The sequence below is a fragment of the Veillonella sp. Ser01 genome (assembly GCF_053850375.1).
Window position 1 is genome coordinate 311,558 of the sequence record NZ_JBSPUA010000001.1, and the last position, 26,773, is coordinate 338,330.

Here is a 26,773-nt window from a genome sequence, read left to right on the forward strand (position 1 = left end):
ACATGTTAGTAGATAAATTACAAGTTATTGAAGATAAATTTATGGACCTGGAGCAGCGCATCAGTGACCCTGAAGTGATTGCACGCCAAGATGAATGGCGTAAATTAACACGTCAACATGCTCAATTATCTGAAACAGTTGAAACATTCCGTACTTATAAAAAAGTATTAGCTGGTATTGATGAAGCTATGGAAGTTATTGAAGATAAATCCATGGATGAAGAATTCCGTGAAATGGCACAAGAGGAATTAAAAGAGCTAAAACCTCAAAAAGAGGAATTAGAAGAGAAATTACAAATCCTTTTATTGCCTAAGGACCCTAATGATGATAAGAATATTATCATTGAAATTCGCGGTGGTGCCGGTGGTGATGAAGCAGCACTATTTGCAGGCGATTTGTTCCGTATGTACACAAAATATGCGGAAAGCCAAGGTTGGCGTTGCGAGATTATCGATGCCAATGAGCCTGAATTAGGTGGCTTTAAAGAGGTTATTTTCTCTGTAGATGGTGAAAATGTATACTCCAAGATGAAATTTGAATCTGGTGTACACCGTGTACAACGTGTGCCTGCTACAGAAACACAAGGCCGTGTACATACGTCTACCGTTACAGTAGCGGTATTGCCAGAAATGGAAGATGTTGATATTGAAGTTAATGAAAAAGACTTAAAAATCGACACCTATCGTGCGAGTGGTGCGGGCGGTCAGCATATCAATAAAACGGAGTCTGCTGTTCGTATTACCCACTTACCATCTGGTATCGTTGTAGCATGTCAAGACCAACGTTCTCAATTACAAAACCGTGAAAAAGCTATGCGTGTATTGCGTGCAAAATTGCAAGACCAAGCTGAACAAGAGGCTATTTCTAGCATGGCAGCAGACCGTAAGAGCCAAGTTGGTACAGGTGACCGTAGTGAACGTATTCGTACCTATAACTATCCACAAGGTCGCGTAACAGATCATCGTATTAACTTAACATTGTATAAATTAGATGCTATTTTAAATGGCGATCTAGATGAAATCATTCAAGCCTTAAATGCTGCTGACCAAGCGGCAAAAATGCAGGAGGCTAATACAAATGTATAAGGAGATTTGGACAATCGGTCGTATTCTCCAGTGGACAGAGCAGTACTTTCAAAGCAAGGAGATGGATACACCTCGACTTGATGGGGAAGTACTGCTTTCTCACGTTTTAGGCAAGGATCGTATTTATCTATATACCCATTATGACCAACCGCTTATTCAAGAGGAACTCGATGCTTTCAGACCTCTCGTTCAAGAACGAGCTAAGGGGCATTGTGTAGCGGCTATTATTGGGGAAAAGGACTTTATGGGATTGACCTTTAAGGTTAATGATAAGGTATTGATTCCACGACCTGATACAGAAACGTTGATTGAGCATGTACTAGGCACGTATCAAAAGGATAGTAATATTCGTATCCTTGATGTATGTACGGGCCCTGGCACGATATTATTAAGTCTATTACACTATTTGCCGAATGCGTGTGGCATGGGTATTGAAATATCTCCCGATGCTTTATCATTGGCTAAGGTAAATAGTGAAAGATTTAACTTAAATGATCGTGTTCAATTGTTAGAGTCTGATATGTTTTCTGCTCTAGATGGTAAAAATGAACAGTTTGATCTCATCGTATCAAATCCACCTTATATCCGTACTGGGGATGCTAAATTATTGTCTCAGGACGTATTAAATGAGCCCCATATTGCCTTGTTTGGTGGTGAAGATGGACTTGATTTCTATCGTATTTTGGCTAAAACATGTGGCACATATTTAAAATCGCAAGGCCATATTGCCTTTGAAATAGGTTTTGATCAAGCTGAGGCTGTAAAGGATTTATTAGAAGAAACAGGGCAGTACTCTAATATTCGATGTATTACTGACCTCGGCGGAAATGACCGCGTTGTAACAGCTGTGTATGAGGGATAATATGGATACTCAAATTATTACAAATCCATCAGATCAAGAACTAGATATGCTTGCTCGCGCTTTGCGTAATGGCGAATTAGTGTCCATTCCTACAGAAACTGTATATGGACTTGGCGCTAATGGGCTTGATCCGGAGGCAATGGATAAAATCTACGCCGCTAAAGGTCGTCCATCCGATAATCCACTTATTTTACATGTTCCTAATAGTGAAAGTATAAAACCTTTAGTAACAGAGGTTTCAAATACGGCACAATTATTAATGGATACATTTTGGCCTGGTCCATTGACAATCACATTGCCTAAATCAGATTTAGTGCCAGATCGTGCTACAGGCGGTTTATCTCGTGTTGCTTTACGTTGTCCTGATCATGCGATTTGTCGAGTTTTATTAGAGCGTACCGGTGTACCGGTAGCAGCTCCTAGTGCTAATATATCTGGACGTCCAAGTCCGACAACGGCACAAGATGTTTACCATGATATGAAGGGCCGTATTTCCTATATTTTAGATGCAGGACCATGTATGATTGGTGTAGAGTCTACTGTTGTGGAAGTACATGATGACAAGGTCATTATATTGAGACCAGGTGGAATTACAAAAGCACAGCTAGAAACTGTTGTTTCTACTGTAGAGTACGACACAGCCTTAGTGAGTACTGAAACTAAGCCTAAGGCACCTGGTATGAAGTATACCCATTATGCTCCTGATGCACCTATGACAGTTGTTGTAGGTAGTCCAGAGCGGGTGGCAAGTACTTTTAAAGAGCTATCAAAGGGGATAGAAGGTCCTATAGGTTGTTTAGTGAGTCATGAAACGTATAACCTTATGAAAGAGGATACACGCTTTATATTCCATTGTTTTGGCAATTATGGTGATGCCTTATCATTAGGCCATGACTTTTATAAAAGCCTATTATATTTTAACGAAAATCATGTTACCTTAATCTTGGCAGAAGGTGTTGATGACGACGGTTTTGGTGTTGCCATTATGAACCGCATGGAAAAGGCATCGAGTCATCATATCATTTATAAGTAAATTTACTGAAATAAAAATGTCCACTGATAATAGAAATATGTCTTTACATATTGGATGAATTTGCTATAATGTATAAAGTAATCACAAAATGTGATTAAGTAAGGATGTTATTATGAATATTTTATTTGTATGTACCGGTAATACTTGCCGTAGCCCTATGGCTGAAGGTATTACACGGGCCCTTGCAGCGGAGCAACATAAGGATGTGACGACTGTATCAGCTGGTCTATTTGCCGCCTATGGAGCAAAACCAACTGAACAAGCCGTGGAAGCCGTCCGTTCCATTGCAGATATTTCTGATCATGAATCGAGACCATTGACAATGGAGCTCGTAAATGCAGCAGATCTTATCATTGGTATGACGAAAGATCACAAATCTGTACTACTTCGCCAATTCCCGTTTGAGGAAAGTAAAATCAAAACGATTTCCGAGTGGGGTGGTCACGATGGTGATGTTACGGACCCATATGGGTCTGATCAAACCGTATATAATCAATGTGCGGAACAAATTTATCACTTAGTAGAGGCTGGTCTTACATCAGTGCCTCAGAAGGCGTAGGAGATGAAATTATGAAAGTTGCAATCGGTTGTGATCATGGCGGATTAAATTTAAAAGCATCCGTTAAGGAATTGTTAAATGCATTGGGACATGAAGTAGAGGATTTTGGCTGCCATACAGCTGATTCTTGCGACTATCCTGATATTGCTGTACCTGTAGCAAATGCAGTCGTATCTGGTCAAGCAGACAGAGGTATTTTGATTTGTGGTACTGGTATTGGTATCGGTATTGCAGCAAATAAGATTGCAGGTATTCGCGCTGCTCTTTGTCATGATACATTCTCTGCTCATGCATGTCGTGAACATAATGACGCTAATATTCTCACAATGGGGGAACGCGTTATTGGTCCAGGCCTAGCTAATGATATTGTTGCCATCTTTATGAAAACAGAGTTCGAAGGTGGCCGTCACGCACGCCGTGTAGAGAAAATTAAAACATTAGAGAAGTAATACATCATTACCTATATATATTCGTTTTGCACGAGGAGGATACTCATGAGTTTCTTAGAAAAACAAGACCCTAATATTCAAGCTGTTATCAATCAAGAATTAGCACGCCAACGCGATAAATTAGAAATGATTGCTTCTGAAAACTTTGTTTCTCAAGCAGTAATGGAAGCTCAAGGTAGCGTATTAACTAACAAATATGCAGAAGGGTATCCTGGTAAACGTTATTATGGCGGCTGTGAAAATGTTGATGTTATCGAAACATTAGCTATTGAACGAGCAAAACGCTTGTTCGGTGCAGAACATGCTAACGTACAACCTCACTCTGGGTCTCAAGCAAACTTTGGTGTGTATTTCGCATTATTACAACCAGGTGATACTATTGTGGGTATGAATTTATCCCATGGTGGTCATTTAACTCATGGTTCTCCTGTTAACGTATCTGGTACATATTTCAATGTAGTACCTTACGGTGTAGATGCAGAAACACAACAAATCGATTATGATGAGTTCCGTAAAATCGTTTTAGAAGCAAAACCTAAATTGATTATCGCTGGTGGTAGTGCTTATAGCCGCCAAATTGACTTCAAAAAAATGGCTGATGTAGCTCATGAAGTTGATGCTATCTTCATGGTAGATATGGCTCACTTCGCAGGCCTTGTAGCAGCAGGTTTACATCCAAATCCTGTAGAATATGCTGATATCGTTACTACAACAACTCATAAAACATTGCGTGGCCCTCGTGGTGGTATGATTCTTTGCAAAGAAAAATATGCAAAAGCAATCGACAAAGCTATCTTCCCTGGCATTCAAGGTGGTCCTTTGATGCATGTTATCGCTGCTAAAGCTGTAGCATTTGGTGAAGCATTACAACCTGAGTTTAAAGTATATGCACAACAAGTTATCGATAATGCAAAAGCATTGGCTGCTGCATTGCAAGAAAAAGGCTTAACAATTGTTTCTGGCGGTACAGATACTCACGTTATGCTTGTAGATGTTCGCAATACTGGTTTAACAGGTAAAGAAGCAGAACACTTACTTGATGAAGTAGGTATTACATGTAATAAGAATACAATTCCATTTGATCCAGCTAGCCCATTTGTAACAAGTGGTATCCGTCTTGGTACACCAGCTCTTACAACACGTGGTTTACAAGTAAAAGATATGGAAGAAATTGCAGACATCATTGCAACTGTTCTTAAAAATCCTGAAGATAAAGCAATTCATGAAGAAGCAAGCAAACGTGTGGCAGCACTTTGTGAAGCGTATCCTTTATACTAATCTATTAGACTAACTATAGCAATTACATATTTGTAGTCCTATAAACCTATAAGTAGCATAAAAGGGGTGTGCCTAGGCATATCCCTTTTAATATTTTTATGGCATGATTTATCAATCTGTGATAGAGTAAATATGAATATTAAATGGATACCAATAGGGTATGTAAATTATTTATAGGAGGACAGTCATGAAAGTTAATGTTATGACACATCCATTGATTCAACACAAAGTTACATTGATGCGTGATGCAGAAACAGGCTCTAAGGATTTTAGAGAATTACTTGATGAGATTACTATGTTGATGGGTTATGAAATCACTCGTAACCTTCCATTAGAGGATGTAGAAGTACAAACACCTTTAACTAAAATGACTGGCAAACGTATTGCAGGTAAAAAATTGGGTATTATCCCAATTCTTCGTGCTGGCCTAGGTATGGTTAATGGTATGCTTAACTTGATTCCAACTGCAAAGGTTGGTCATATCGGTTTATATCGTGATCCTGAAACATTGAAACCAGTAGAATACTACTGCAAGTTACCTTCTGATGTAGGTGAACGCGACTTTATAGTTACAGATCCAATGCTCGCTACTGGTGGTAGTGCAGCAGCTGCTATTACATTGTTAAAGGAAAAAGGCGCTAAAAATATTAAGTTAATGTGTCTTGTTGCGGCTCCTGAAGGTGTGGAAGCAGTAAATAAAGAACATCCTGATGTTCCTATTTATGTAGCGGCCCTTGATGAAAAACTTAATGATCATGGTTACATCTTGCCTGGTTTAGGCGATGCTGGTGACCGTATCTTCGGTACAAAATAATATAATCATATAAAACGACATAGTTTAGGTACAAAGTTGTATAAAATATCTAAATTATGTCGTTTTCTACTATAAAGTCTTGAATAAAATCTACATAGGGTATACAATACAAGTGTAAAAGTATTTTTTTATTTTAGGTGGGACGAATTTTGTTCACATGGGACGAAAAACGATTCATACAATCCCAACGGGTAAAGGAGGGACCCGATGAACGAGTTTCTAATGATATGTGAACGTATTGTTCCTGAAATCGTTAGTGTATTAAAGGAGCGATACAAAATATTAAACCACCTAGTTTATGAAGAGCCTATAGGCCGTAGGACATTAGCTACTGCAACGGACCTTCCAGAGCGAACCGTACGAAGTCATATTGAGTTGATGCGTGCTAATGGTCTTGTAGACATTTATAAACCAGGAATTTTTCTCACTGATGAGGGACATGCAATTGTTCCAAAGTTGCGAAATTTTTTAAATGAATTAGATCGTATTAACGAGCTAGAACATCGATTGACTGAAGCACTTCATATCGATAGGGTTATCATCACGCCTACAGAAGGAACGTTGATGGTTAAAAAGTTAGGTTTTGCAGCAGCAAAGCTATTACAGGAATTATTAGAACCTGACTCTGTAGTTGCTATCAGTGGTGGCAGTACAATGGCTGCAGTAGCTGAAGAGATGCCTGTATTACCATTTAATCCTATTGTTGTACCTGCCCGTGGGGGCGTTGGTGAGGTAGTTGAATATCAAGCTAACGTAATTGCTTCAGTGCTGGCTGAACGACTTCGTGGGACCTATAAAATGCTCCATTTACCTGATGGGCTTTCACAAGACTCATTGCATATGCTCATGACTTGCGAACCTCAAATTAAGGAAATAGGGGATCTCATTAGTAGGACTGACGTATTATTGTTTGGTATTGGTACAGCTATGCGCATGGCGGATCAGCGCCATATAGCTGATGATGTGCGTAAGCAGTTAGTAGATAATCATGCTGTTGGCGAAGCTCTTGGTCAATATTGCGATATAGATGGCAAGTTGATTTATTCCACTAATAATATTGGGTTATCACTTCCGGATGTTGCAAAAATTCCAAATGTGATTGCTGTGGCTGGTGGCCAAGACAAATCGAGTGCCATTATTGGTGTTATGAGAGCTTGTCAAAAAGGCATACTTATCATTGATGAGCAAGCTGCAGAAGGTATGCGTCAATTGTTACAAATTTCAGCGTTATAAGTGAAGTTAGTAGTTAAATATTTTGTTAGAATATTTTTGTTATTAGGAGGATCTAACAATGGCAGTAAAAGTTGGTATTAACGGTTTTGGTCGTATCGGTAAATGTGTAGTTCGCGCAGCGATTAACAATCCTGACGTAGAAGTTGTAGCAATCAATGCTACTGGCGATAATGAAGGTACTGCATTATTATTAAAATACGACTCTGTTCATGGCACAATTCCTAACGAAGTAACATTCGATGAAGACAACATTTATGTTGATGGTAAAAAAATCCGCGTATTCCATGACCGCGATGCTTCTAAATTGCCTTGGTCTGAAGAAGGCGTAGAAATCGTTATGGAATGTACAGGTAAATACCGCGATGCAGAGGAAGCAAAAGTTCATTTGAATCAACCTACTGTTAAAAAAGTATTGATTTCTGCACCTGGTAAAAATGAAGACTTAACTATGGTTATGGGTGTAAACCAAGATATGTATGATCCTGCAAAACACCACATCATCTCCAATGCATCTTGTACAACAAACTGCTTGGCTCCATTTGCTAAAGTTTTATGCGATGAATTCGGTATCAAACGCGGTATGATGACTACAATTCATTCCTATACAAATGACCAAAAAATTCTTGATGCACGTCATAAAGACCCTCGTCGTGCTCGTGCAGCAGCTATGTCTATCATTCCTACAACTACTGGTGCAGCAAAAGCTGTTGCTAAAGTATTGCCTCAATTAAAAGGTAAATTAGATGGCTTTGCATTGCGCGTTCCAACTCCAGACGTATCTGCTACAGATCTTGTTTGCGAACTTGAAAAACCTGCAACTAAAGAAGAAATCAATGAAGCATTCCGCAAAGCAGCTGCTGGCGAATTAAAAGGTATCTTAGGTGTATCTGATGTGCCATTAGTATCTTGTGACTTCAGCTCCGATCCACGTAGCTCCATTGTTGACGTTGATTTAACAATGGTCATGGATGGCAACATGGTAAAAGTTGTTTCTTGGTATGATAACGAATGGGGTTACTCTGAACGTCTTATCGACATGGCAGCATTCGTAGCAAGCAAAGGCTTATAATCGGGAGGCTTTGATGAAACAAACAATCGAAGGTTTACAAGTAGATAATAAAACAGTATTTGTTCGTGTTGATTTTAATGTTCCTATGAAAGACGGTGTCATCACTGATGACACTCGTATTCGTAGTGCATTACCTACTATCAATTATTTAATTGAAAAAGGGGCAAAGGTAATTCTTGCTTCTCACTTTGGTCGTCCAAAAGGGGAACGCAAACCTGAAATGTCTTTGGCACCATGTGCAAAACATTTATCTGAGCTTATCAACAAGCCAGTAGCATTCGTAGATGACTGCATTGGCCCTAAGGTTGAAGAGGCTGTAAAAGCATTACAACCAGGCGATGTATTGATGCTTGAAAACTTGCGTTACCATAATGAAGAAACTAAAAACGACCCTGAATTTGCTAAACAATTGGCATCTCTTGCTGATGTAGCAATCAATGATGCATTCGGTGTATCTCACCGAAATGCAGCATCCGTAGTTGGTATTGCTGACTATATCCCTATGGCAGCAGGTTTCTTGCTCAAAAAAGAAATTGATGCATTAAGTGCAGCTGTTGTACATCCTAAAACACCTATGGCGGCAATCATTGGCGGTGCAAAAGTAACGGATAAAATCTCTGTTATTTCTAACCTTTTGCCTAAAGTTGATGTAATGATCATCGGTGGCGGTATGGCTAATGCGTTCATTAAAGCACAAGGTTGCAATATTGGTAGCTCCTTATTTGAAGAAGGTCAAGAAGCTATTGCTACCGATCTTGTTATGGAAGCTCGTGTAGCAGGAGCTAAATTATTAACACCTATCGATGCTGTAGTAGCAGATGCTTTCAGCAATGACGCTAACACTAAAATCGTTGACGTTGAAAATATTGAAGATGGTTGGATGATTCTAGATATTGGTCCTAAAACACGGGAGCTCTATGTAGAAGCATTGGCGCCAATGAAGACTATTATTTGGAATGGTCCTATGGGCGTATTTGAAATGGAAAACTTTGCAGCTGGTACTAATGCAGTAGCAAAAGCTGTAGCTGAATCCGATGCGATGACTATCGTTGGTGGTGGCGACTCTGTAGCGGCTATTGAAAAAAGTGGCTTAGCAGATAAAATTAGCCATATCTCTACAGGTGGTGGTGCATCTTTAGAATTCTTAGAAGGCAAAATTCTACCAGGTATTGCTGCATTGTCTGAGGCATAATATGAGAAAACCCATTATTGCAGGAAATTGGAAAATGAATGGCACCATTGCGTCTGGATCTATTCTGATCGAAGCGTTTAACAGCGTGTTACAAGATATGGAATTATCCTGTGATGTAGTTGTTTGTCCGCCTTTCACAGCTATCGAACGTGCTGTAGCACTAACACGAGATACAGCTATTGAAGTAGGCGCACAAACCATGGATTATCATGATGCTGGTGCATTCACTGGTGAAATTTCACCGCTTATGCTTACAGAGGTAGGCGTCAATTATGTTATTATTGGTCACTCTGAACGCCGTGAATATTATGGTGAAACAGATGAGACGGTAAATGCAAAAATTAAAAGTGCATTCCATCATAATTTGACTCCTATTGTCTGTGTTGGTGAAAGTTTAGAACAACGTGAATCTGGTCATACTCTAGACTGGATTACGTCTCAACTTAAAGGGGCTTTGGTTGACGTTCCTAAGGAACAAGTTAGCCAATTGATTATTGCGTACGAACCAATTTGGGCTATAGGCACTGGAAAAACAGCAACCGCTGATCAAGCAGAAGAGGTATGTAAAGAAATTCGCGAGTATATTCGCTCTTTGTACGATGATGAGACTGCTGATGCCGTGCGCATCCAATATGGTGGTAGTGTTAAATCCGAAAATGCTCGTGAAATCCTTGGGGAACCAAATATTGATGGTGCCCTTGTAGGTGGTGCATCATTAGTAGTTGATGAATTTATTGATATTATTAAAGCGGCGAATCAAGTAAGCGCTTAATATGAGGTTAAAAATGGCTAAATTAAAGGCTCCCGTAATGCTAGTCATCCTAGATGGCTTTGGCATGGGAGATCAATCAGATACAACCAATGCTGTAGTACAGGCGAAGCCGCACTGTTTTAATCAATTGTGGGATATGTATCCCCATACAAAATTAGAAGCTTCAGGGCTTGCAGTAGGACTTCCAGAAGGACAGATGGGGAATTCTGAGGTTGGCCATTTAAACCTTGGTTCTGGTCGCATTGTATACCAAGATTTGACACGTATTACTAAAGACGTTGAATCTGGTGAGTTTTATGATCGCTCTGTTATACAGGAACTATACGAAGTCGGTAAAAAACAAAGCTTACATCTTATTGGTCTAGTATCAGATGGCAATGTACATTGCTCCTTAGAGCACATTAAGGCAGTTGTCAAAGGGGCTCATGATCATGGTATTGACCGCGTTTATGTACATGCCTTGCTCGATGGTCGTGACGTAGCCCCTCAATGTGCACAAGGCTATTTAAAAGACTTAGAAGAGTATATGGCAGAGCTAAACTGTGGCAAGATTGCTACTGTGAGCGGTCGATACTATGCGATGGACCGCGATAATCGTTGGGACCGTGTGGAACTTGCTTACAATGCGATTGTAAATGGTCAAGGTGAAAGAGCCGCATCAGCCTGTGAAGCGGTGCAACAATCTTATGACAAAGATGCGGCAGATGAGTTTGTTCTTCCTACAGTAATTGATGCTGAAGGAACGATCAAAAGTGGTGACGCTGTAATCTTCTGTAACTTCCGTCCAGACCGTGGTCGTGAGCTTACAAAAGCCTTAGTGTTGCCAGACTTTGATGGCTTTAACCGTGAACCATTATCTTTATACATGGCGACTATGACTAAGTATGAAGATGGTTTACCAGTTCATATTGTGTATGAAAAGGACATTTTATCTGAAACACTAGGCGAAGTACTAAGCGTAGGTGGCTATCGTCAATTGCGTATTGCTGAAACAGAGAAATACGCTCATGTAACGTATTTCTTCAACGGTGGTAAAGAGGAACCATTTGAAGGTGAGGACCGCATACTTGTGAAATCTCCGCAAGTGGCAACCTATGATTTGCAACCGGAAATGAGTGCTTATGAAGTAACTGATAAGGTTGTAGAAGCCATTCAAGATGAAACGTATGATATGATTATCTTGAACTTTGCAAATCCAGATATGGTAGGTCATACAGGTAGTTTTGAAGCAGCTGTTAAAGCAATTCAGGCTGTAGATACTTGTTTAGGTCGTATCGTTGAGGCTATACGCAGTAAGAATGGTCACTTGTTAATTACGGCAGACCATGGTAATGCTGAGCTTATGGTTAATCATGAAACTGGCAAAGTTCATACGGCGCATACAACAAACTTGGTTCCTTTAATTTTAATGAGTGATACCTTAAAAACAGCTACATTAGAGGCTGGTAAATTATGTGATATTGCTCCTACGTTATTAGACTTGGCTGGTATAGAACAACCAGAATCTATGACAGGTCATAGTTTAGTACAAAAAGCATAATATAGAACTTTTACTATATTAGTAGTTAACTAGAGTTATAACCTATATGGTTTTGCTCAATATATAATATCTGTCGCATGACAGTTATCCCATTAGATTTTTATGAGGTGAAGAAATGGCAGTAATTGAACAAGTCATTGCAAGAGAAATTTTAGATTCCCGCGGTAACCCAACTGTTGAAGTTGAAGTATGTTTAGAAGATGGCACTATTGCAACAGCTGCAGTTCCATCTGGTGCTTCTACAGGTAAGTTTGAAGCTGTAGAATTACGTGATGGTGATAAATCCCGTTATTCCGGTAAAGGTGTATTAACAGCTATCGATAATGTAAATGCTAAAATCGGTCCTGCCATTATTGGTTATGATGCGACTGAACAAGTAGCCATCGATAACTTGATGTTGAAATTAGATGGTACAGACAATAAATCTAACTTAGGTGCTAATGCAATCCTTGGTGTATCTATGGCAGTAGCTCGTGCAGCAGCTGAATCCTTAGACTTGCCATTGTTTGCATACCTTGGTGGTTTCAACGCAAAAGAATTGCCAGTTCCTATGATGAACATCTTAAATGGTGGTGCTCATGCGGATAATAACGTAGATATTCAAGAATTCATGATCATGCCTGTAGGCGCTACATCCTTCGCAGAAGCTCTTCGTAGCTGTGCAGAAGTATATCATACATTGAAATCTGTACTTCATGATAAAGGTCTTAGCACCGCCGTAGGTGACGAAGGTGGTTTTGCTCCTAACTTGGCATCCAACGAAGAAGCATTAGAAGTAATTTGTGAAGCTATTAAAGCGGCAGGTTATGAACCTGGTAAAGACTTTAAATTAGCTCTTGATTCTGCATCTTCTGAATTCTATGAAGATGGCAAATACAATTTAGCTGGCGAAGGCAAAGTTAAAACAGCTGCTGAAATGGTGGAATTCTACGAATACTTAGTAGGTAAATACCCAATCGTATCCATCGAAGATGGTCTTGCTGAAGAAGATTGGGATGGTTGGAAATTGTTGACAGAACGCCTTGGCGATCGCGTACAACTCGTTGGTGACGATTTATTCGTAACTAATACAAAACGTTTGGCTCGCGGTATTGAGCTTGGTGTAGGTAACTCTATTCTTGTAAAAGTAAACCAAATCGGTACTTTAACAGAAGCATTCGACGCTATGGAACTTGCTAAACGCGCAGGTTATACATGTGTAGTATCTCACCGCTCTGGCGAAACAGAAGATACATTTATCGCTGATATTGCAGTAGCTGTAAATGCTGGTCAAATTAAGACTGGTGCACCAGCTCGCTCTGAACGTGTAGCTAAATACAATCAATTGCTTCGCATTGAAGAAATGTTGTACGAAACAGCACAATATAAAGGTAATGACGTTTTTTATAACTTTAAATAAAAATTGTCTTAGCTAAAAGTCCAATAAGGGCGCCCTTCGGGGCGCCTTTTTTGTATGCCTAAAAATAGAAAAGTTTTCGCTTCGTGGATTTTTAAAAATAAAAAAGGGATTTTGGTGATGATGTCGAAACCTATAACGCCATACGCTAGTGTGAGGTAAAAACATACCGCAAGGTATAGGAGGTGACCATGTATGTAGACGTAACATTAGACGACATTATCCTATATGCTTTAGAACATCATGTGAGCGATATTCACTTTGATCCCACAAAAAGGGGTGTCCAAGTTCGGTTACGACAAGATGGATTACTACGAACAAATATGACTGTGTCTTCTGAAGAGGCTGAACTTATTATCAACCGCATCAAGGTTTGTAGTGCATTAGATATTAGTGAAAAGAGATTGCCTCAAGATGGTCGATGGGCTTGGAGCCATAAGGACAAAGCCGTAACTATGCGCGTATCTACTTTGCCCAGCTTATATGGTGAGACTTTGGTCTGCCGACTTATGGGAAATGAAGGAAGTCACAAAGACTTAACAGCATTAGGTATGCGTGCAGATATTTTTGAGCATATTAAACAATTACTAAAACGTCCTTATGGCTTACTTCTAATCTGTGGACCTACAGGTAGTGGTAAAACGGCTACTTTATATGCCATGTTACGCATGTTAAATCTAGAGGAAACAAAGCTCATATGTCTTGAAGATCCCGTAGAGGCTGAAATTAAAGGAGCCATACAAATTGGCATTAATGAGAAGATTGGCTTTACATTTGCCAAAGGGCTTAGATCAGTGCTACGGCAAGATCCAGATACGATTATGATTGGTGAAATCAGGGATAAGGAGACTGCAGAGCTGGCCGTTAAATCTGCTTTAACAGGGCATCGAGTGTTATCTACAATTCATACTAACACAGCTATTGGTGTTGTAACGCGTCTCATGGATATGGGGGTAGAACCGTATTTAATACGGGCTACTTTAATGGGGGCAATAGCGCAACGTTTAGTTCGAAAATTTGATGGCACCACGTATCATGGACGGACTGCGCTCTTTGAATATTTAGAAATACCAACCAATTCAGTACACTGGGATCAATTAGAATCACATTTACTTTTGTCACTAGAGGATTCCGCTCGTGAAGCTGTATCTCAGCATGTTACATCGATAGAGGAGGTGCATCGTTGTGGACTCATGCTGTAATAGTGGAAATTTAGAAACCATTGTTGAACAAGCAATACAATTATCATCCACAGATATTCATCTACAATGTGGTGAGCCTATCTATTTGCGACATGGTGATGGATTGAAGGCTACTTCGTTTATATGTACTACTATCTTAATTGAAGATATTTTACGACGTTGTGGTATAGCCTCTTATGAATGGCAATCTCTCGATGAGGCTTGTTCCTGTTGTGGCGTGCGTATACGTGTTCATCTATATAAGGCTAATCAAACGATATGTGGGACACTGCGGTTATTGTGCCATCAACAACTTAAGCTAGAGGATAACAGTGAAGGACATTTACTTCAAAAACTATGTGAAGCACATGATGGTCTATTGCTTGTATGCGGACCTACAGGTAGTGGGAAAAGTTTTACCTTAGCCTGTTGTATTGACTATATAAATCAAACTATGGAGCGCCATATCATTACCTTAGAAGACCCCATAGAATTTGAGTTTAAGCCTAAGAAATCTTTAATTCATCAACGTCAATTAGGTGCCGATATTAAGTCTATGTCTGACGGCATTCGAGATGCATTGCGGGAGGACCCAGATGTCATTATGGTAGGGGAACTGCGCGATAGAGAAACCTTGGAGGCTGCTCTTCATGCGGCTGAAACGGGGCATCTTGTGATGGCCACTATGCATACGCAAAGGGCTGTGATGGCTGTTCACCGCATGATTTCACTATTTCCTGGTGAACAACAAGAGGAGATTCGCAGTCAAATATCTCAAGTGTTACGTGCTGTTATATGTCAACGACTCCTTAGGTGGAATAAAAAATTTATTACCATTCGTGATATTTTGTTAAACAATCATGCAGTGGCAAATTTAATACGCACCCGTAAGGAACCGCAAATTATCTCTATTCAAGAAACACAACTGCCTATGAAAACACTAGAAATGGCCGTAAGAGATGTAAAAGCACAATATGGAACGCAGCATCAACTTCATACGCTATTAGATCAACAATTATTGTAGGTGCAGATATGGAGGCTTATGAATATGTCGTAAAAAATGAGAATAATGAAACAGTAAAAGGTTTGATGTGGGCTGATTCAGAACAGGAGGTCGGTACACGGTTAAAGCGCGATGGATACAAGATTTATAAAATTACTTTACAAGTAAATAAGAAAAAGCATAAGTGGAATCATACCATGGTGGTAGATGTAACCTATCAATTAGGACTACTCATCGAGTCTGGTGTGCCTTTACGGAGGGCATTACAGTTACTATGTCATGGGAAGAGAGGGCTTTTATATACAGCCCTCTATGAATCGATTGAAAGAGGCCAAACCTTATCGCAAGCATTGCGTAGTGAAGGCTGCCCTGCGATAGCCTTAGCACTACTAGAAAGTGGAGAGGCCGCAGGCACTTTAGGTGAAAGCTTACAATACATTTCACGTCACTATGACTGGGAGCGACAATTGCGACAAAAGGTTATCAGTGCTATTTCTTATCCTATATTTCTTCTTCTCATGATGAACGTATTCTTTCTCGTTACCATCCTGTTTATCATTCCATCCTTTGAGAAGGTTTTTACTACCATGCATATTACATTACCATTGATGACACGAGCCCTCTTTGCATTAGGACAAGGGTTAAAGAGTCATCCTATATTGGTCTTTATTATGCAGTGTGTAGGGATAGGTGCTTTAGTCTTTGCATACCATCAACATAGTATAAAACACAAAGTACATCGTTGGCTTTGGCTGTTGGCTCACCGATACCAATGGATGACCTGCATTTACTATACAAGTATGCTAAAGGTTTGGGCCCTTTTGTTAGATTCTGGAATTTCTATTATTCATACTATGAATATCACAAGACCTTTATGGGGTAATATGTATGGAGCCGAATGTAGTGAAAAAGTAGAGGCAAAGTTATTAACTGGACATTCTTTTGAAGAAAGCCTTAGAACTGAGAATATTGGAAATTCCTTTATATGGCAAATGATTTCTATTGGCGAGGAAAGTGGAGAGCTCGTTAAAATGCTACATCATTGTGGACATTACTATGAATCTATACTTTCAAAATATATCGCCCGACTAGAGAGACTTTTAGAACCAATTTTGCTAACTGTAATGGGAATTGGTGTAGCCGTTTTAGTTGTATCTGTTATGTATCCATTATTTACGTCTATTGCTAAGTTGGGAGGGCAATAGCTATTTATAGTTAGCACAATAGCTATTTATAGTTAGAACAATAGAGGTCAATATAAATGGATAGCTGTTATTTAATCATTAGAAGGAGGATATTATGAGTTCTGTTATACATATGGTTCATGGTTTAAATTCTCGATTAGAATTATGTGGTCAATGGGTTTTAGACCACTTACATATTTCTCGTGTTCGGGAAAATCTCAAGAAGTCGAGAAAAGGGGGCTTTACCCTTGTTGAGTTAATGGTTGTGGTAGCCGTTATTGCTATATTGGCAGCTATTGCGATGCCACAATTCTTATCGGCTGCTGATAGAGCACGAAATGCGAAGGAAACGGCAGATATTCAAATAATTAAAAATGCAACGCAGCTCTATATGATTGATAAGAATGTAGATACACCACCAACTGTAGAAAATCTATATAAAGAAGGTTATCTTACAGAACATGTTAAGACTGCAAAGGATAAGGAATATACCATTACTTATGAAGTGGTTAATGGCGGTACTGCAAAAGCAGTTGTAGTTAAAGCACCTGATGCACCTTAATGTAACTTATATCTAGCATTTAGTATCTAGCATCTAATATCAGTATCAAGTAACTGGTATTTAGTATTTAATATTTAATATTCAATATTTAATATTTAATGTGCATGTATTAATGATAGGAATGTAGATTCAGGTTTTCATATATATGTAGTTATATCAATCGTTAGATTTACATATCTATAGTTGATTGTATGGAAGGACAAGGTATGAAAGGGACTCATTATGTTATAGCACTGATCGTGTATATAGCATCCATAGTACTACCTATTATAGTTTCATCTCAGGTAATATCCTTTATTCACGTTGCTTTGTATGCTGTGTTTTCACTCATCATCATAGCAGGTGCTACCATCGATATGCATTACTATATATTACCTGATGAAGGGGCCTTAGTGCTTGTTATAGGTGGCATTTTGTATAGCTTTCTAAATGATAAGTCTATGCTTATAACAATCATAAGTGTTATGACTGTAGGTACTATTACATATGGACTTCGTCTTATTAGTCATAAAGGTTTTGGACTAGGCGATGTGAAATGGTTTTCTGCTATTTCCGTGTGGCTTACGCCTTGGGAGATTATATGCTTTTTTTACGTAGCCTTTTGTGTTGGTTCTCTCTATCTCTTACTAACGAGCTATCGTAATCGATATATTCCATTTGGTCCCTTTCTATGCTTTGGTGGTTGGTGTGCCTTACATGGCGGATCCTATATGGAGGTGTTATATCAATGGTTAAGGCACAACCTATACATCATCAGTTTGGCTCTTTGTTAGCCGAGTGGATTATTGCTATTAGTTTATTTTTACTTTTGATTTCTCTGTCTTTGCCTATTGTTACGACGCCCAGTCGTTATACCTTAAATGGAAGTACTCAAGAAGTGGTATATATGTTAAAAAAGGTTCAACTTTGGTCCATGCTTGGTCATAAGTCGAATGGGAAAGGGCGCATGTTATTCATATTAAATAAAGATAGCTATACCTTAGAGGAGGATGCGCATCATCATACAGTCGATATATCGTTACCTACAGGGATTGAAAACGTACAACCTTTAACGGTTATCTCTTTTTCTTCTCTAGGATTGCCTTATGATGGAACGGAACTTATTTTACGGGATCGAGAAAGTGGTGAGAGAAATCGTATATGGATATCTGTGCAGACGGGACGTATTCGTTGGGAAGAAGTACACTAAGGGATTTATGTATGGAGATGCCTTAGTATCAACAGCCATTATTATGTTTATATTGCCTGTTATATTATCTGTATTTTGGATGGCTACCTTGACAATCTATAAGGCTTATTATTGGGATTATATAGTACAAGACACTGTAACATATTTAGAGGAAAGTAAGTCCCAGTATTACAAAACAGGTCACATTCAAGAAGGGATTTATAACTCTCAATTTATTATGAGCCCTAGGGAATCTATTACTTATAAAACACACATAGAACCTACCGTAGAGAATGGCATTGCCCTACAACGATTAACTGTACAGGCCATAGATAATGAAACTATTGTGTATAGCTTATCTCTCGTTTTGGAGGAAATACGTTGAGTACTCATGATAAACAAAGTGGTTTTATTTTGTATTCCACACTTATGAGTATAACTATTTCTACTATCGTTCTAACCTTATTATTAGGGATAGTTTTTTACGGAGTTATGTGGAATGCAAAATTAATAGATAGTGTTGCGATGATGGAGGATGGCAGGTATACAAGGCGTATGGTTGTAGCTCAAATTATATGGAATCCTGTACAGGTAACTGTAGAGGATAGAAATAAGACTTTATGTGTTCACGATACTAAACGGACTACACTAACTGTACAACGCCATGCGCTGTATAGAAAACTTACGGATGGTAGCTTGCAGCCGGTTAGTGGTAGCCGCATTATAGGTACAAAAGACAAGCGAAATGTTGGGTATACACAAGAGCATCCATTTAGTATAGATGAAAGTGAAACTATCCACATGCGTTGGTATATTACTAATCGATTTACTGGTGATAAGCAATATACTGCTGGATATGGAGGATTAGCTATATATGAAGTTGCTATAGGTCAAAGTAGTATATATGATTGGTATAAATATCATGAAGAACCGAGTCATGAATATGGGAGCCCATAATGCTGGATTTATTACATATGTAGCAATACTTACAATGTCTTTTTTATTATTGTTAGCCTTTATGGGGCTGCGTATTGGTCAAATTTGTGAAGGTAATGCCATAGATGAATTGCATTTAGAAGAGGCACACTATGCAGCTCAAAGTGGAGCACATTGGTTTGTAGGCTATTGTAGAGCGGGTAATACGTGGGACTTTCAGCAAAAGCTAATAGTAGCTGATGATGCGGACGTGGAAATAACGATTGAAGCTGACCCAGTATCAGAAAACCCTCGTCATGTTATGAGTTATGGGAAATTGAAGGGTCACAAAATTGTCAGTCGAATACATATGTATGTGACGGTAGATAAGGATAATAATATGCATGTTATAAAGGTGAAACCATATTGAGGTGAATCTATGAAACGAAAAAAGAAAATACATACTGGAGTATGTATTACAGATGAACGTATTGTATGTGTTACAGCTCATGTAGAAAATAAAACTATGGTCATTACCGATGCACTAGAAATGAAACGCGGTGCACCTATTGATGAGGATATTCGAAAATTTATTGAAATGTATGATTTAGATGATGGTGCCTACAGCATTGTTGCAAATATTGATACACAAATGCATGTGGCACCTTATGATCCTCACGATTTTGATATGAAAGAGTTCATCAAGTGGAATGTAGAGGATTACTTTAGCTTTGATGGAGATAGCTTCCAAATGGATGCGTGTCGTCGAGAATATCCAAGACATAATTATCATATGTTTATGGTAGCTGTAGAGCGTCATTCATTAGAACTGTTAAAACAAGGAATACGAGACACTTATGCTCCAGTAGATGTAATCGATTTTTGGCCTATCCCTATTTGTTACAGTTTGATGCGGCGTAGTGGGACTGTAACTGGCGTTGTTGAAAAGGGTGATTTACACTTATGGCTATGGTGGAACGATATATGTATTCAAGAATGTAGAATTCCAATTACTAGTACCGATGTATCAGAAGGGATAGAACAGCTTGAGGCTAGATTGCAGGAGTTTGGCGTAGATGAAATACAAGGCATTAAGCTGTATGGTTTAGAACAGTTAACTGAAGAGGAACGAAAGGATATGGAAGCTATTATTTCTATATATGGAGAGACGGAGTATATTCCTCTACTATTTTTAGGTCGTGGTCGTAATCGGTGTAAACAAGGCCAACTAGATTGGGATATGGCCATTGGTATGGCAGCAAGGGGGCTTAAATGGATTGGCTTGGGCTGGTAAGGATAGACACATTAATCTAATGCCTCGTTCGTTACATTGGCATAGTATATGGCACAGATATCGATATTATCTATATGGAATGAGTATTGTATACGGGATAGTAGGATTATTATCTTTAGGTTATTGCTGGACTAGTTACGAACATTATAAAGCTGAAAAATCAGAACTATTGAGTCTATTAGAAAATCCACAGTATCAGTCTATAGAAAAACAGTATGCAGATATAATAGCCGTTAAGGATCAAATTCTTAAGAATAGTTCAAAAAATAATACATCATCTGTGATTCAAAATACTGTAGTCCTATATGTCATTGATATAGCTATGGAGCAAGGTATTAGTTTACAGCACCTCCATATAAAAGATGGGCAGATTAGTGTGGATGGTGCAGGTGTTACTGATGACGCGTGTCGTAAGTTTATAGCTAGTCTTCAACACAGACTAATAGGAATGGAGTGTCATGGAACAGTTAAAGCAGATAAAGGTATATATACATTCCATGTGGAAGGATCTAAAGGAGAGCACAACACATCCAGTAGAGAAGATACTAATGATCGTAATAGTGTGGAGCATCATCATTAGTAGTTCACTATATGGATGTATTAGTTTAAATCAGAAAGTTACTCAATTAAAAGTGCGACAAGAAAACTATGTTATTAAAATGCATGCTGAGTCAGATTATATTGTATCTAAGGAAGCCAAATTGTTAGAGTCATTTACGCAAAATAAGGTATCTAACACGAGTTCTAATACAAGTGTTTTTGATTCTTTGCAAGGAGAACCATTAATGATTGTTAGTACTGATGAGCATGAAGGTGTATTAGAGTTAACTGTATTAGGGAGTACAGAACGACTTATAAACTGGATAAATACTGTTGATGAGAAAGAACCTTCACGCCGTATAGAAATAGAGGACATAGAACGGAAAGGCAATGTAGTATATGTACATTGTGCAGTAAAACCAACTATGAGGTCTTAACATATAAATTATTTTTAGTAATACTAATAGAGACAGATTATAGAGAGTTAATCTATAGTCTGTCTTTGTTTTTGTACCATTTTATAGTACAATGAAGGATATGAAATAATAAGGGGCACATAAATAGATGATAATAAAACGCAATATTATGCTCATCGGTTCTATGGGAAGTGGCAAAAGTCATTTCGGTCGTAATCTTGCAGAACGCAAGGGATGGCAATTTGTAGATACTGATCGCGTATTAGAAGGTCGTTTTGGGTTGCCTATTGCTGAAATATTCAAGAAAATTGGAGAAAAAGCATTCCGTCGTGCTGAAATGGATGTACTTAAAAAGGTATGCTTATACCATGAAGCGGTTATATCTGTAGGTGGTAATTTTCCGATTGAACATCGTACGTTAAAAGTATTAAAAAAATACTCATATATTATTGGTATTCGCGCTGCACAATTTCGTATTGTGAGCCGTGTAAATCGCCGAATTGGGAAGCGGCCAACTATGGATTACAATAATGTACATGCTTTTGTACACGCTATGATACAATCCTGGAAACCAGTATATAAGCAGTGTGATTTTGTACTAGATACAACAAATGGTCGGACCTATGATTTTATGCAACGTATTGAAGATGAATTAGTTGCTTCAGGTGTGCAATTTAAAGCAAGACGTCAACCCAATGATATGGACAATGGAGATGATAAAGAATCATCTCAAGAACTAAAACTAAATAATTCTGTTACTAGAAATACAAATGATAGAAGAATACCTAAGAAAATAGAAGCTCATAAACGAACTTCTCATACATTAGGTTCTAATAAGGTAGTATCTAATACATCTTGCTATGATAAACGTCGTAAACATAAGACGTCTAATCAGTCAGGTAAAGGACGTAAGTCAGAAGCTATATCCAAACAACATGCACCACAAGGGGGTAATGGATATGAGAAGAATCGCAATACTAACAAGCGGCGGAGACGCACCTGGCATGAACGCCGCCATCAGAGCGCTAACTAGAAAAGCAATCCATGAAGGTTTTGAAGTATTCGGCGTTGAGCGTGGCTATTTAGGCATTATGGAAGAGCAATTTATTCCATTATCAAACCGCTCTGTAGGAGGCATTATTACTCAAGGTGGAACGATGCTAAAAACAGCTCGTTTTCCAGAATTCCAAAATGAAGAGGTTCAGAAAAAGGCCTATAATATTTTAAAAGCTCACGGTATAGATCATCTCATCGTTATCGGTGGGGATGGTTCCATGCGTGGTGCTACAAGTTTGGCAAAACTTGGTATGTCCACCATGACTATTCCTTGTACCATTGACAATGATATGGGTGGTACTCAATATACTATAGGCTTTGATACGGCGCTCAATACTGTGGTTGATGCGGTTGGTAGAATTCGTGATACTTCTAATTCACATGAACGAGTAGCCATTGTCGAAGTAATGGGACGTAAGGCAGGTCATATTGCGCTTAAAGCTGGACTTGCGTGTGGTGCTGAAATTGTACTCGTTCCTGAAAATCCTATGCCTTTACATGAGGTATGTCGCCATTTAAAGGAGACACAGATTCATGGTAAAGAATATAGTGTGGTGCTCGTTGCAGAAGGTGCTTATAATAGTGGAGAAGTTAAATCCTATATTAAGGATCATACGGAATTTGATCCGAGCTTGACCGTATTGGGGTATTTACAACGCGGTGGCGGTCCATCTGCGTTTGATGCTATTTTAGCGGCTCGTATGAGTGAAGCTTGTATCAATCTTTTGATGAGTAGTGTGGATAATCGATTAGTAGGCTATATAGATGGACATATTCGTTCTATATCCTATCAAGAGGCTGAACGTCTAGAATTCCCAATTAATGAAAAGGACTATACACTACTATCTATATTGAGTAGTTAAGACGATTTAAAAGTGACCCGAAAGGGTCATTTTCTTTTTATCATGATTTATTCATTAATGAAATTATATTGCATAAAAGTAATTGGTACTGTATAATTTAAAAATACTAATAGTATCATCATAAATAGATACTTTATTGGCAATATCTTCATCTTTTTATAAGGAGATTATAATGAAAGAATTCTTACAAAAGCATCGTAAACGCATTATTGCTGGTGCTGTTGTTCTTTGTGTTCTTGGTGGTGGTACATACTACTACATGCATAGTGAAGGTTCTAAGCAAACACAAAACTTATATACTACTGGCAAGGTAGAAAAGGGTGATGTAAAAACGAGCATTAGTGCTACGGGTACTATTAACCCTGTTAATTATGTAGACGTTTCTACGAATGTGGCTGGTAAACTTGAAAAAGTTTTAGTTAAAGAGAATGATCAAGTTACAGCTGGTCAAGTGATTGCCTATATTGATACACGTCAATTACAAGCCTCTGCAGACGATGCTCGCGCTGCATTAGCTAAGGCAGAACTTGATATGAATCGCTATAAAGCATTAGCCGATCAAAATGCCATTGCTCAACAAACCTATGATGATTCTGTAACAGCTTATGAACGCGCAAAATCTACGTATGACCGCGCAGCAGCAGATTTAAATGATGCTACTATTACGGCGCCAATGTCTGGTACTGTTATTGGTACACCATTGAAAGCTGGTCAAACTATCAGTACTGGTATTTCTACACAAATGATTATCGCTACGATTGCAGATTTAAGTGATTTAGAAATTTACCTAACTGTAGATGAAACAGATATTGGTAGTATTAAACAAGGAGCTAAAGTAGAATTTACTGTAGATTCTAAGCCAGGTGAAACTTTCACAGGTTACGTGTCTGAAATTGCAAAAGGTACAAAAGGCAATATGGGCGCTACAAGCAATAGCGTTGTGTACTATACCGTAAAAGTTCAAATTCCTGAAAATATTTCTAACAATTTCTTACCATCTATGACGGCTCGTGCAACTATCTTTGGTGAAGATATTAAAAATACATTGGTAGTACCTCTTACTGCAGTGCGTACAGATAAGCAAGGGGAATATGTATATGTTATTAAAGATGGTCAGCCAGTACGTACAGCTGTTTCTACAGGTGTGACTGGTGATACTAATGTACAAATTCTAAAAGGTTTATCTGAAGGTGATGAAATCATCGTAAGTGGTGATGTAACAGCACCTAAGAATAATAGCCGTGGACCATTCTAATAGTAGGTGAATATGAATCAAGCAGTAATCGATATACAAGGGATTACGAAGACCTATGTAAATGGTAAATTATCGGTGCCTGTTCTGCATGGTATCGATTTACAGGTCAACAAAGGCGAATTTGTGTCTATTATGGGGCCATCTGGTTCTGGTAAATCTACCTTTATGAACATACTTGGTTGTTTAGATAGACCGACAACAGGTTCATACCGCCTAAATAGCGATGAGGTTGCTACCTTATCCGACGATGAATTGGCCTTTGTACGAAACAAACAAATAGGCTTTGTATTCCAAAGTTTTAACTTATTAACAAAATTGACAGCCTTAGAGAATGTGGCGCTTCCTATGATTTATGCAGGGATGGATAAAAAGTCACGTAATGAACGTGCTGCTGCATTGTTATCCTCTGTTGGCCTTGGGGATCGTATGGATCACTTGCCATCTGAGTTATCTGGTGGTCAGCGTCAACGTGTAGCCATAGCTCGCGCGTTAGCGAATAATCCGGCTATCATCATGGCCGATGAACCGACAGGTAACCTTGACTCCAAGTCGACTATTGATGTTATGAATATCTTTAGAGGTCTCTATGATGAAGGGCGTACAATTATTCTCGTTACTCATGAACCTGAAATTGCAACCTATGCAAGTCGTAATGTAGTATTGCGCGATGGTTTGATTGTAGAGGATTCTCAAAATCTCAATATGACGCCTGTACAGGAGGTGCCACATGTATAAAGAGAGTTTCTTAATGGCATGGGCATCCCTCATTGCTAATAAAATGCGTTCCATTTTAACCATGTTAGGCATCATCATCGGTGTAGCTGCCGTAATTGCCTTAGTATCTATTGGTAATGGTGTAAAGCAAGATATTCAAAACTCCATCTCTAGCTTAGGATCTAATCTATTGATGGTTATGCCTGGGGCTCCACGCACACCAGGGGTTCGACCTTCTGCAGGCTCTATGAAGTCTTTAAAGGTTTCTGATTACGAAGCTATTTCAAAATTGGATGGTGTGAAAGCTGCCAGTCCAATGACAAACGGTTCGTATGTAGTAATTTATCAAAATAAGAATTGGACTACTTCTGTATCTGGTGTTAGTTATAACTATTTAGATGTAAACAATTGGTCTATGAAATCTGGGCGCTTCTTATCTGAAAAGAATGTACAGAATCGTGAACGTGTGGCAGTAGTAGGTAAAACAGTTGTTAAAAATCTATTTGGTGATGAAGATCCAGTAGGTGCAGAAATTCGTGTTAAAAATATTCCGTTCCGTATCATTGGTGTCCTTAATAGTAAGGGTAGTGGTGCTATGGGTAATGACCAAGATGATATGGTTATTATCCCGTATACTACAGCCATGGAACGGGTAGAAGGTGTTGATTATCTTCGAATGATCTACGTAACAGGTAAGGATGAAAACGGTATCGATCGTTTACAATCTGATATTGAAAACCTATTGCGCGTACGTCATGGAATCAAGGATACTAATCTTGATGATTTCAATATTCAGAACATGAACTCCATCATGGAAACTATGGAGGAAACTACAGGAACATTAACATTATTCCTTGGCGCTGTAGCTGCTATCTCGCTCGTTGTTGGTGGTATTGGCATTATGAATATTATGCTCGTATCAGTAACAGAACGGACAAGAGAGATTGGAGTACGTAAAGCGCTGGGTGCTACTTATAGTGTTATCGTTACACAATTCCTTATCGAAGCTGTTGTTATCAGTTTGATGGGGGGCATTATAGGGATTATACTCGGCATAGGCTCATCTAAGCTGATTGGCATGGCTTCAGGCATGAGTACAGTTATATCTATACCAACTATTGTAATGTCCTTTGCCTTCTCTATGGCAATTGGTTTGATCTTCGGTATTTATCCAGCTCGCAAGGCGGCAAAACTTAATCCAATTGATGCATTACATTATGAATAGTCTTGAATTGTAAGTGTGTATTTTTAAGAACATACTAATAAATAGATAGAGTTATTCGCATATGGTGCGTTGCATGATACAATATGTATGATGTAACGCACCATTTTTATATGCT

Annotated in this window: 30 protein-coding genes; all 30 read left to right on the top strand. The window is 38.7% G+C overall.

Annotated features, from left to right (window positions below):
- Nucleotides 1-2: 2 nt before the first annotated feature.
- The 30 genes from prfA (at nucleotide 3) to ACWTVK_RS01580 (ending at nucleotide 26,658) form a co-directional block, all read left to right on the top strand.
- Complete coding sequence (gene prfA, locus ACWTVK_RS01435; protein ID WP_005386269.1) at nucleotides 3-1,085, top strand: peptide chain release factor 1; 1,083 nt, start codon at nucleotides 3-5, stop codon at nucleotides 1,083-1,085.
- Entirely contained in the window at nucleotides 1,078-1,947 is an 870-nt protein-coding gene (gene prmC / locus ACWTVK_RS01440) for a peptide chain release factor N(5)-glutamine methyltransferase (protein ID WP_456045714.1), read from the top strand. Before prfA ends, prmC begins: the two co-directional genes overlap by 8 nt.
- Nucleotide 1,948: 1 nt before the next feature.
- Nucleotides 1,949-2,980 (top strand): L-threonylcarbamoyladenylate synthase, encoded by a 1,032-nt coding sequence (locus ACWTVK_RS01445; RefSeq protein ID WP_456045715.1) that lies wholly within the window; start codon nucleotides 1,949-1,951, stop codon nucleotides 2,978-2,980.
- A gap of 112 nt (nucleotides 2,981-3,092) precedes the next feature.
- Entirely contained in the window at nucleotides 3,093-3,539 is a 447-nt protein-coding gene (locus ACWTVK_RS01450) for a low molecular weight protein arginine phosphatase (RefSeq protein WP_456045716.1), read from the top strand.
- A gap of 11 nt (nucleotides 3,540-3,550) precedes the next feature.
- Entirely contained in the window at nucleotides 3,551-3,988 is a 438-nt protein-coding gene (gene rpiB / locus ACWTVK_RS01455) for a ribose 5-phosphate isomerase B (protein WP_105093888.1), read from the top strand.
- 45 nt (nucleotides 3,989-4,033) lie between these two features.
- Complete coding sequence (locus ACWTVK_RS01460; RefSeq protein ID WP_105085798.1) at nucleotides 4,034-5,266, top strand: serine hydroxymethyltransferase; 1,233 nt, start codon at nucleotides 4,034-4,036, stop codon at nucleotides 5,264-5,266.
- 187 nt (nucleotides 5,267-5,453) lie between these two features.
- Nucleotides 5,454-6,080: a uracil phosphoribosyltransferase gene (upp, locus tag ACWTVK_RS01465; protein WP_060924220.1), complete on the top strand. Its 627-nt coding sequence runs from the start codon at nucleotides 5,454-5,456 to the stop codon at nucleotides 6,078-6,080.
- A 207-nt stretch (nucleotides 6,081-6,287) separates the two neighbouring features.
- The gene (locus ACWTVK_RS01470; protein WP_060924221.1) at nucleotides 6,288-7,313 is read left to right on the top strand and encodes a sugar-binding transcriptional regulator; all 1,026 of its coding nucleotides are present in this window, start codon (nucleotides 6,288-6,290) and stop codon (nucleotides 7,311-7,313) included.
- A 58-nt stretch (nucleotides 7,314-7,371) separates the two neighbouring features.
- Entirely contained in the window at nucleotides 7,372-8,382 is a 1,011-nt protein-coding gene (gene gap, locus ACWTVK_RS01475; protein ID WP_456045717.1) for a type I glyceraldehyde-3-phosphate dehydrogenase, read from the top strand.
- Nucleotides 8,383-8,395: 13 nt separating this feature from the next.
- Complete coding sequence (locus tag ACWTVK_RS01480; protein WP_105085796.1) at nucleotides 8,396-9,574, top strand: phosphoglycerate kinase; 1,179 nt, start codon at nucleotides 8,396-8,398, stop codon at nucleotides 9,572-9,574.
- A 1-nt stretch (nucleotide 9,575) separates the two neighbouring features.
- Nucleotides 9,576-10,346 (top strand): triose-phosphate isomerase, encoded by a 771-nt coding sequence (tpiA, locus tag ACWTVK_RS01485; protein ID WP_105085795.1) that lies wholly within the window; start codon nucleotides 9,576-9,578, stop codon nucleotides 10,344-10,346.
- A gap of 13 nt (nucleotides 10,347-10,359) precedes the next feature.
- A complete protein-coding gene (gene gpmI / locus ACWTVK_RS01490; RefSeq protein WP_456045718.1) occupies nucleotides 10,360-11,886 on the top strand; it encodes a 2,3-bisphosphoglycerate-independent phosphoglycerate mutase in 1,527 nt (508 codons plus the stop codon).
- Nucleotides 11,887-12,001: 115 nt separating this feature from the next.
- On the top strand, nucleotides 12,002-13,285 hold the full coding sequence (gene eno, locus ACWTVK_RS01495; protein ID WP_456045719.1) for a phosphopyruvate hydratase: 1,284 nt from the start codon (nucleotides 12,002-12,004) through the stop codon (nucleotides 13,283-13,285).
- Between the two features lie 188 nt (nucleotides 13,286-13,473).
- Nucleotides 13,474-14,484 carry a GspE/PulE family protein gene (locus ACWTVK_RS01500; RefSeq protein WP_456045720.1) on the top strand — a complete coding sequence of 337 codons (1,011 nt, stop codon included), beginning with the start codon at nucleotides 13,474-13,476 and terminating at the stop codon, nucleotides 14,482-14,484.
- The gene (locus ACWTVK_RS01505) at nucleotides 14,468-15,487 is read left to right on the top strand and encodes a type IV pilus twitching motility protein PilT (protein ID WP_456045721.1); all 1,020 of its coding nucleotides are present in this window, start codon (nucleotides 14,468-14,470) and stop codon (nucleotides 15,485-15,487) included. The genes ACWTVK_RS01500 and ACWTVK_RS01505 overlap by 17 nt, the downstream gene beginning before the upstream one ends.
- A gap of 8 nt (nucleotides 15,488-15,495) precedes the next feature.
- Nucleotides 15,496-16,671: a type II secretion system F family protein gene (locus ACWTVK_RS01510; RefSeq protein WP_308522150.1), complete on the top strand. Its 1,176-nt coding sequence runs from the start codon at nucleotides 15,496-15,498 to the stop codon at nucleotides 16,669-16,671.
- Nucleotides 16,672-16,765: 94 nt separating this feature from the next.
- Nucleotides 16,766-17,212 (top strand): competence type IV pilus major pilin ComGC, encoded by a 447-nt coding sequence (locus ACWTVK_RS01515; protein WP_060924230.1) that lies wholly within the window; start codon nucleotides 16,766-16,768, stop codon nucleotides 17,210-17,212.
- Nucleotides 17,213-17,418: 206 nt separating this feature from the next.
- Complete coding sequence (locus tag ACWTVK_RS01520; protein WP_456045722.1) at nucleotides 17,419-17,985, top strand: prepilin peptidase; 567 nt, start codon at nucleotides 17,419-17,421, stop codon at nucleotides 17,983-17,985.
- On the top strand, nucleotides 17,940-18,401 hold the full coding sequence (locus ACWTVK_RS01525) for a hypothetical protein (RefSeq protein ID WP_412414874.1): 462 nt from the start codon (nucleotides 17,940-17,942) through the stop codon (nucleotides 18,399-18,401). Before ACWTVK_RS01520 ends, ACWTVK_RS01525 begins: the two co-directional genes overlap by 46 nt.
- 7 nt (nucleotides 18,402-18,408) lie before the next feature.
- Nucleotides 18,409-18,765, top strand: coding sequence for a hypothetical protein (locus tag ACWTVK_RS01530; protein ID WP_456045723.1), 357 nt, complete (start codon nucleotides 18,409-18,411; stop codon nucleotides 18,763-18,765).
- Nucleotides 18,762-19,337 (top strand): hypothetical protein, encoded by a 576-nt coding sequence (locus ACWTVK_RS01535; protein WP_456045724.1) that lies wholly within the window; start codon nucleotides 18,762-18,764, stop codon nucleotides 19,335-19,337. Before ACWTVK_RS01530 ends, ACWTVK_RS01535 begins: the two co-directional genes overlap by 4 nt.
- The gene (locus tag ACWTVK_RS01540; protein ID WP_456045725.1) at nucleotides 19,318-19,725 is read left to right on the top strand and encodes a hypothetical protein; all 408 of its coding nucleotides are present in this window, start codon (nucleotides 19,318-19,320) and stop codon (nucleotides 19,723-19,725) included. The genes ACWTVK_RS01535 and ACWTVK_RS01540 overlap by 20 nt, the downstream gene beginning before the upstream one ends.
- Nucleotides 19,726-19,734: 9 nt before the next feature.
- On the top strand, nucleotides 19,735-20,589 hold the full coding sequence (locus tag ACWTVK_RS01545) for a hypothetical protein (protein WP_456045726.1): 855 nt from the start codon (nucleotides 19,735-19,737) through the stop codon (nucleotides 20,587-20,589).
- A complete protein-coding gene (locus ACWTVK_RS01550) occupies nucleotides 20,573-21,169 on the top strand; it encodes a fimbrial assembly protein (RefSeq protein WP_456045727.1) in 597 nt (198 codons plus the stop codon). Before ACWTVK_RS01545 ends, ACWTVK_RS01550 begins: the two co-directional genes overlap by 17 nt.
- A gap of 205 nt (nucleotides 21,170-21,374) precedes the next feature.
- Complete coding sequence (locus ACWTVK_RS01555) at nucleotides 21,375-21,566, top strand: hypothetical protein (protein ID WP_082717862.1); 192 nt, start codon at nucleotides 21,375-21,377, stop codon at nucleotides 21,564-21,566.
- Nucleotides 21,567-21,693: 127 nt separating this feature from the next.
- Entirely contained in the window at nucleotides 21,694-22,578 is an 885-nt protein-coding gene (locus ACWTVK_RS01560; RefSeq protein ID WP_456045728.1) for a shikimate kinase, read from the top strand.
- Nucleotides 22,550-23,464 (top strand): ATP-dependent 6-phosphofructokinase, encoded by a 915-nt coding sequence (locus ACWTVK_RS01565; protein ID WP_456045993.1) that lies wholly within the window; start codon nucleotides 22,550-22,552, stop codon nucleotides 23,462-23,464. The genes ACWTVK_RS01560 and ACWTVK_RS01565 overlap by 29 nt, the downstream gene beginning before the upstream one ends.
- A 172-nt stretch (nucleotides 23,465-23,636) precedes the next feature.
- Nucleotides 23,637-24,719: an efflux RND transporter periplasmic adaptor subunit gene (locus tag ACWTVK_RS01570; RefSeq protein WP_105085731.1), complete on the top strand. Its 1,083-nt coding sequence runs from the start codon at nucleotides 23,637-23,639 to the stop codon at nucleotides 24,717-24,719.
- A gap of 12 nt (nucleotides 24,720-24,731) precedes the next feature.
- On the top strand, nucleotides 24,732-25,454 hold the full coding sequence (locus tag ACWTVK_RS01575; protein WP_456045729.1) for an ABC transporter ATP-binding protein: 723 nt from the start codon (nucleotides 24,732-24,734) through the stop codon (nucleotides 25,452-25,454).
- Complete coding sequence (locus ACWTVK_RS01580; protein ID WP_456045730.1) at nucleotides 25,447-26,658, top strand: ABC transporter permease; 1,212 nt, start codon at nucleotides 25,447-25,449, stop codon at nucleotides 26,656-26,658. The genes ACWTVK_RS01575 and ACWTVK_RS01580 overlap by 8 nt, the downstream gene beginning before the upstream one ends.
- Nucleotides 26,659-26,773 lie beyond the last annotated feature (115 nt).

What these genes read in the sequence shown, in the direction of transcription:
- prfA (WP_005386269.1), top strand. Translation starts at nt 3, where the DNA reads ATGTTAGTAGATAAATTACAAGTTATTGAAGATAAATTTATGGACCTG.
- prmC (WP_456045714.1), top strand. Translation starts at nt 1,078, where the DNA reads ATGTATAAGGAGATTTGGACAATCGGTCGTATTCTCCAGTGGACAGAG.
- ACWTVK_RS01445 (WP_456045715.1), top strand. Translation starts at nt 1,949, where the DNA reads ATGGATACTCAAATTATTACAAATCCATCAGATCAAGAACTAGATATG.
- ACWTVK_RS01450 (WP_456045716.1), top strand. Translation starts at nt 3,093, where the DNA reads ATGAATATTTTATTTGTATGTACCGGTAATACTTGCCGTAGCCCTATG.
- rpiB (WP_105093888.1), top strand. Translation starts at nt 3,551, where the DNA reads ATGAAAGTTGCAATCGGTTGTGATCATGGCGGATTAAATTTAAAAGCA.
- ACWTVK_RS01460 (WP_105085798.1), top strand. Translation starts at nt 4,034, where the DNA reads ATGAGTTTCTTAGAAAAACAAGACCCTAATATTCAAGCTGTTATCAAT.
- upp (WP_060924220.1), top strand. Translation starts at nt 5,454, where the DNA reads ATGAAAGTTAATGTTATGACACATCCATTGATTCAACACAAAGTTACA.
- ACWTVK_RS01470 (WP_060924221.1), top strand. Translation starts at nt 6,288, where the DNA reads ATGAACGAGTTTCTAATGATATGTGAACGTATTGTTCCTGAAATCGTT.
- gap (WP_456045717.1), top strand. Translation starts at nt 7,372, where the DNA reads ATGGCAGTAAAAGTTGGTATTAACGGTTTTGGTCGTATCGGTAAATGT.
- ACWTVK_RS01480 (WP_105085796.1), top strand. Translation starts at nt 8,396, where the DNA reads ATGAAACAAACAATCGAAGGTTTACAAGTAGATAATAAAACAGTATTT.
- tpiA (WP_105085795.1), top strand. Translation starts at nt 9,576, where the DNA reads ATGAGAAAACCCATTATTGCAGGAAATTGGAAAATGAATGGCACCATT.
- gpmI (WP_456045718.1), top strand. Translation starts at nt 10,360, where the DNA reads ATGGCTAAATTAAAGGCTCCCGTAATGCTAGTCATCCTAGATGGCTTT.
- eno (WP_456045719.1), top strand. Translation starts at nt 12,002, where the DNA reads ATGGCAGTAATTGAACAAGTCATTGCAAGAGAAATTTTAGATTCCCGC.
- ACWTVK_RS01500 (WP_456045720.1), top strand. Translation starts at nt 13,474, where the DNA reads ATGTATGTAGACGTAACATTAGACGACATTATCCTATATGCTTTAGAA.
- ACWTVK_RS01510 (WP_308522150.1), top strand. Translation starts at nt 15,496, where the DNA reads ATGGAGGCTTATGAATATGTCGTAAAAAATGAGAATAATGAAACAGTA.
- ACWTVK_RS01515 (WP_060924230.1), top strand. Translation starts at nt 16,766, where the DNA reads ATGAGTTCTGTTATACATATGGTTCATGGTTTAAATTCTCGATTAGAA.
- ACWTVK_RS01520 (WP_456045722.1), top strand. Translation starts at nt 17,419, where the DNA reads ATGAAAGGGACTCATTATGTTATAGCACTGATCGTGTATATAGCATCC.
- ACWTVK_RS01525 (WP_412414874.1), top strand. Translation starts at nt 17,940, where the DNA reads ATGGTTAAGGCACAACCTATACATCATCAGTTTGGCTCTTTGTTAGCC.
- ACWTVK_RS01530 (WP_456045723.1), top strand. Translation starts at nt 18,409, where the DNA reads ATGTATGGAGATGCCTTAGTATCAACAGCCATTATTATGTTTATATTG.
- ACWTVK_RS01540 (WP_456045725.1), top strand. Translation starts at nt 19,318, where the DNA reads ATGAATATGGGAGCCCATAATGCTGGATTTATTACATATGTAGCAATA.
- ACWTVK_RS01545 (WP_456045726.1), top strand. Translation starts at nt 19,735, where the DNA reads ATGAAACGAAAAAAGAAAATACATACTGGAGTATGTATTACAGATGAA.
- ACWTVK_RS01555 (WP_082717862.1), top strand. Translation starts at nt 21,375, where the DNA reads ATGATTGTTAGTACTGATGAGCATGAAGGTGTATTAGAGTTAACTGTA.
- ACWTVK_RS01560 (WP_456045728.1), top strand. Translation starts at nt 21,694, where the DNA reads ATGATAATAAAACGCAATATTATGCTCATCGGTTCTATGGGAAGTGGC.
- ACWTVK_RS01565 (WP_456045993.1), top strand. Translation starts at nt 22,550, where the DNA reads ATGAACGCCGCCATCAGAGCGCTAACTAGAAAAGCAATCCATGAAGGT.
- ACWTVK_RS01570 (WP_105085731.1), top strand. Translation starts at nt 23,637, where the DNA reads ATGAAAGAATTCTTACAAAAGCATCGTAAACGCATTATTGCTGGTGCT.
- ACWTVK_RS01575 (WP_456045729.1), top strand. Translation starts at nt 24,732, where the DNA reads ATGAATCAAGCAGTAATCGATATACAAGGGATTACGAAGACCTATGTA.
- ACWTVK_RS01580 (WP_456045730.1), top strand. Translation starts at nt 25,447, where the DNA reads ATGTATAAAGAGAGTTTCTTAATGGCATGGGCATCCCTCATTGCTAAT.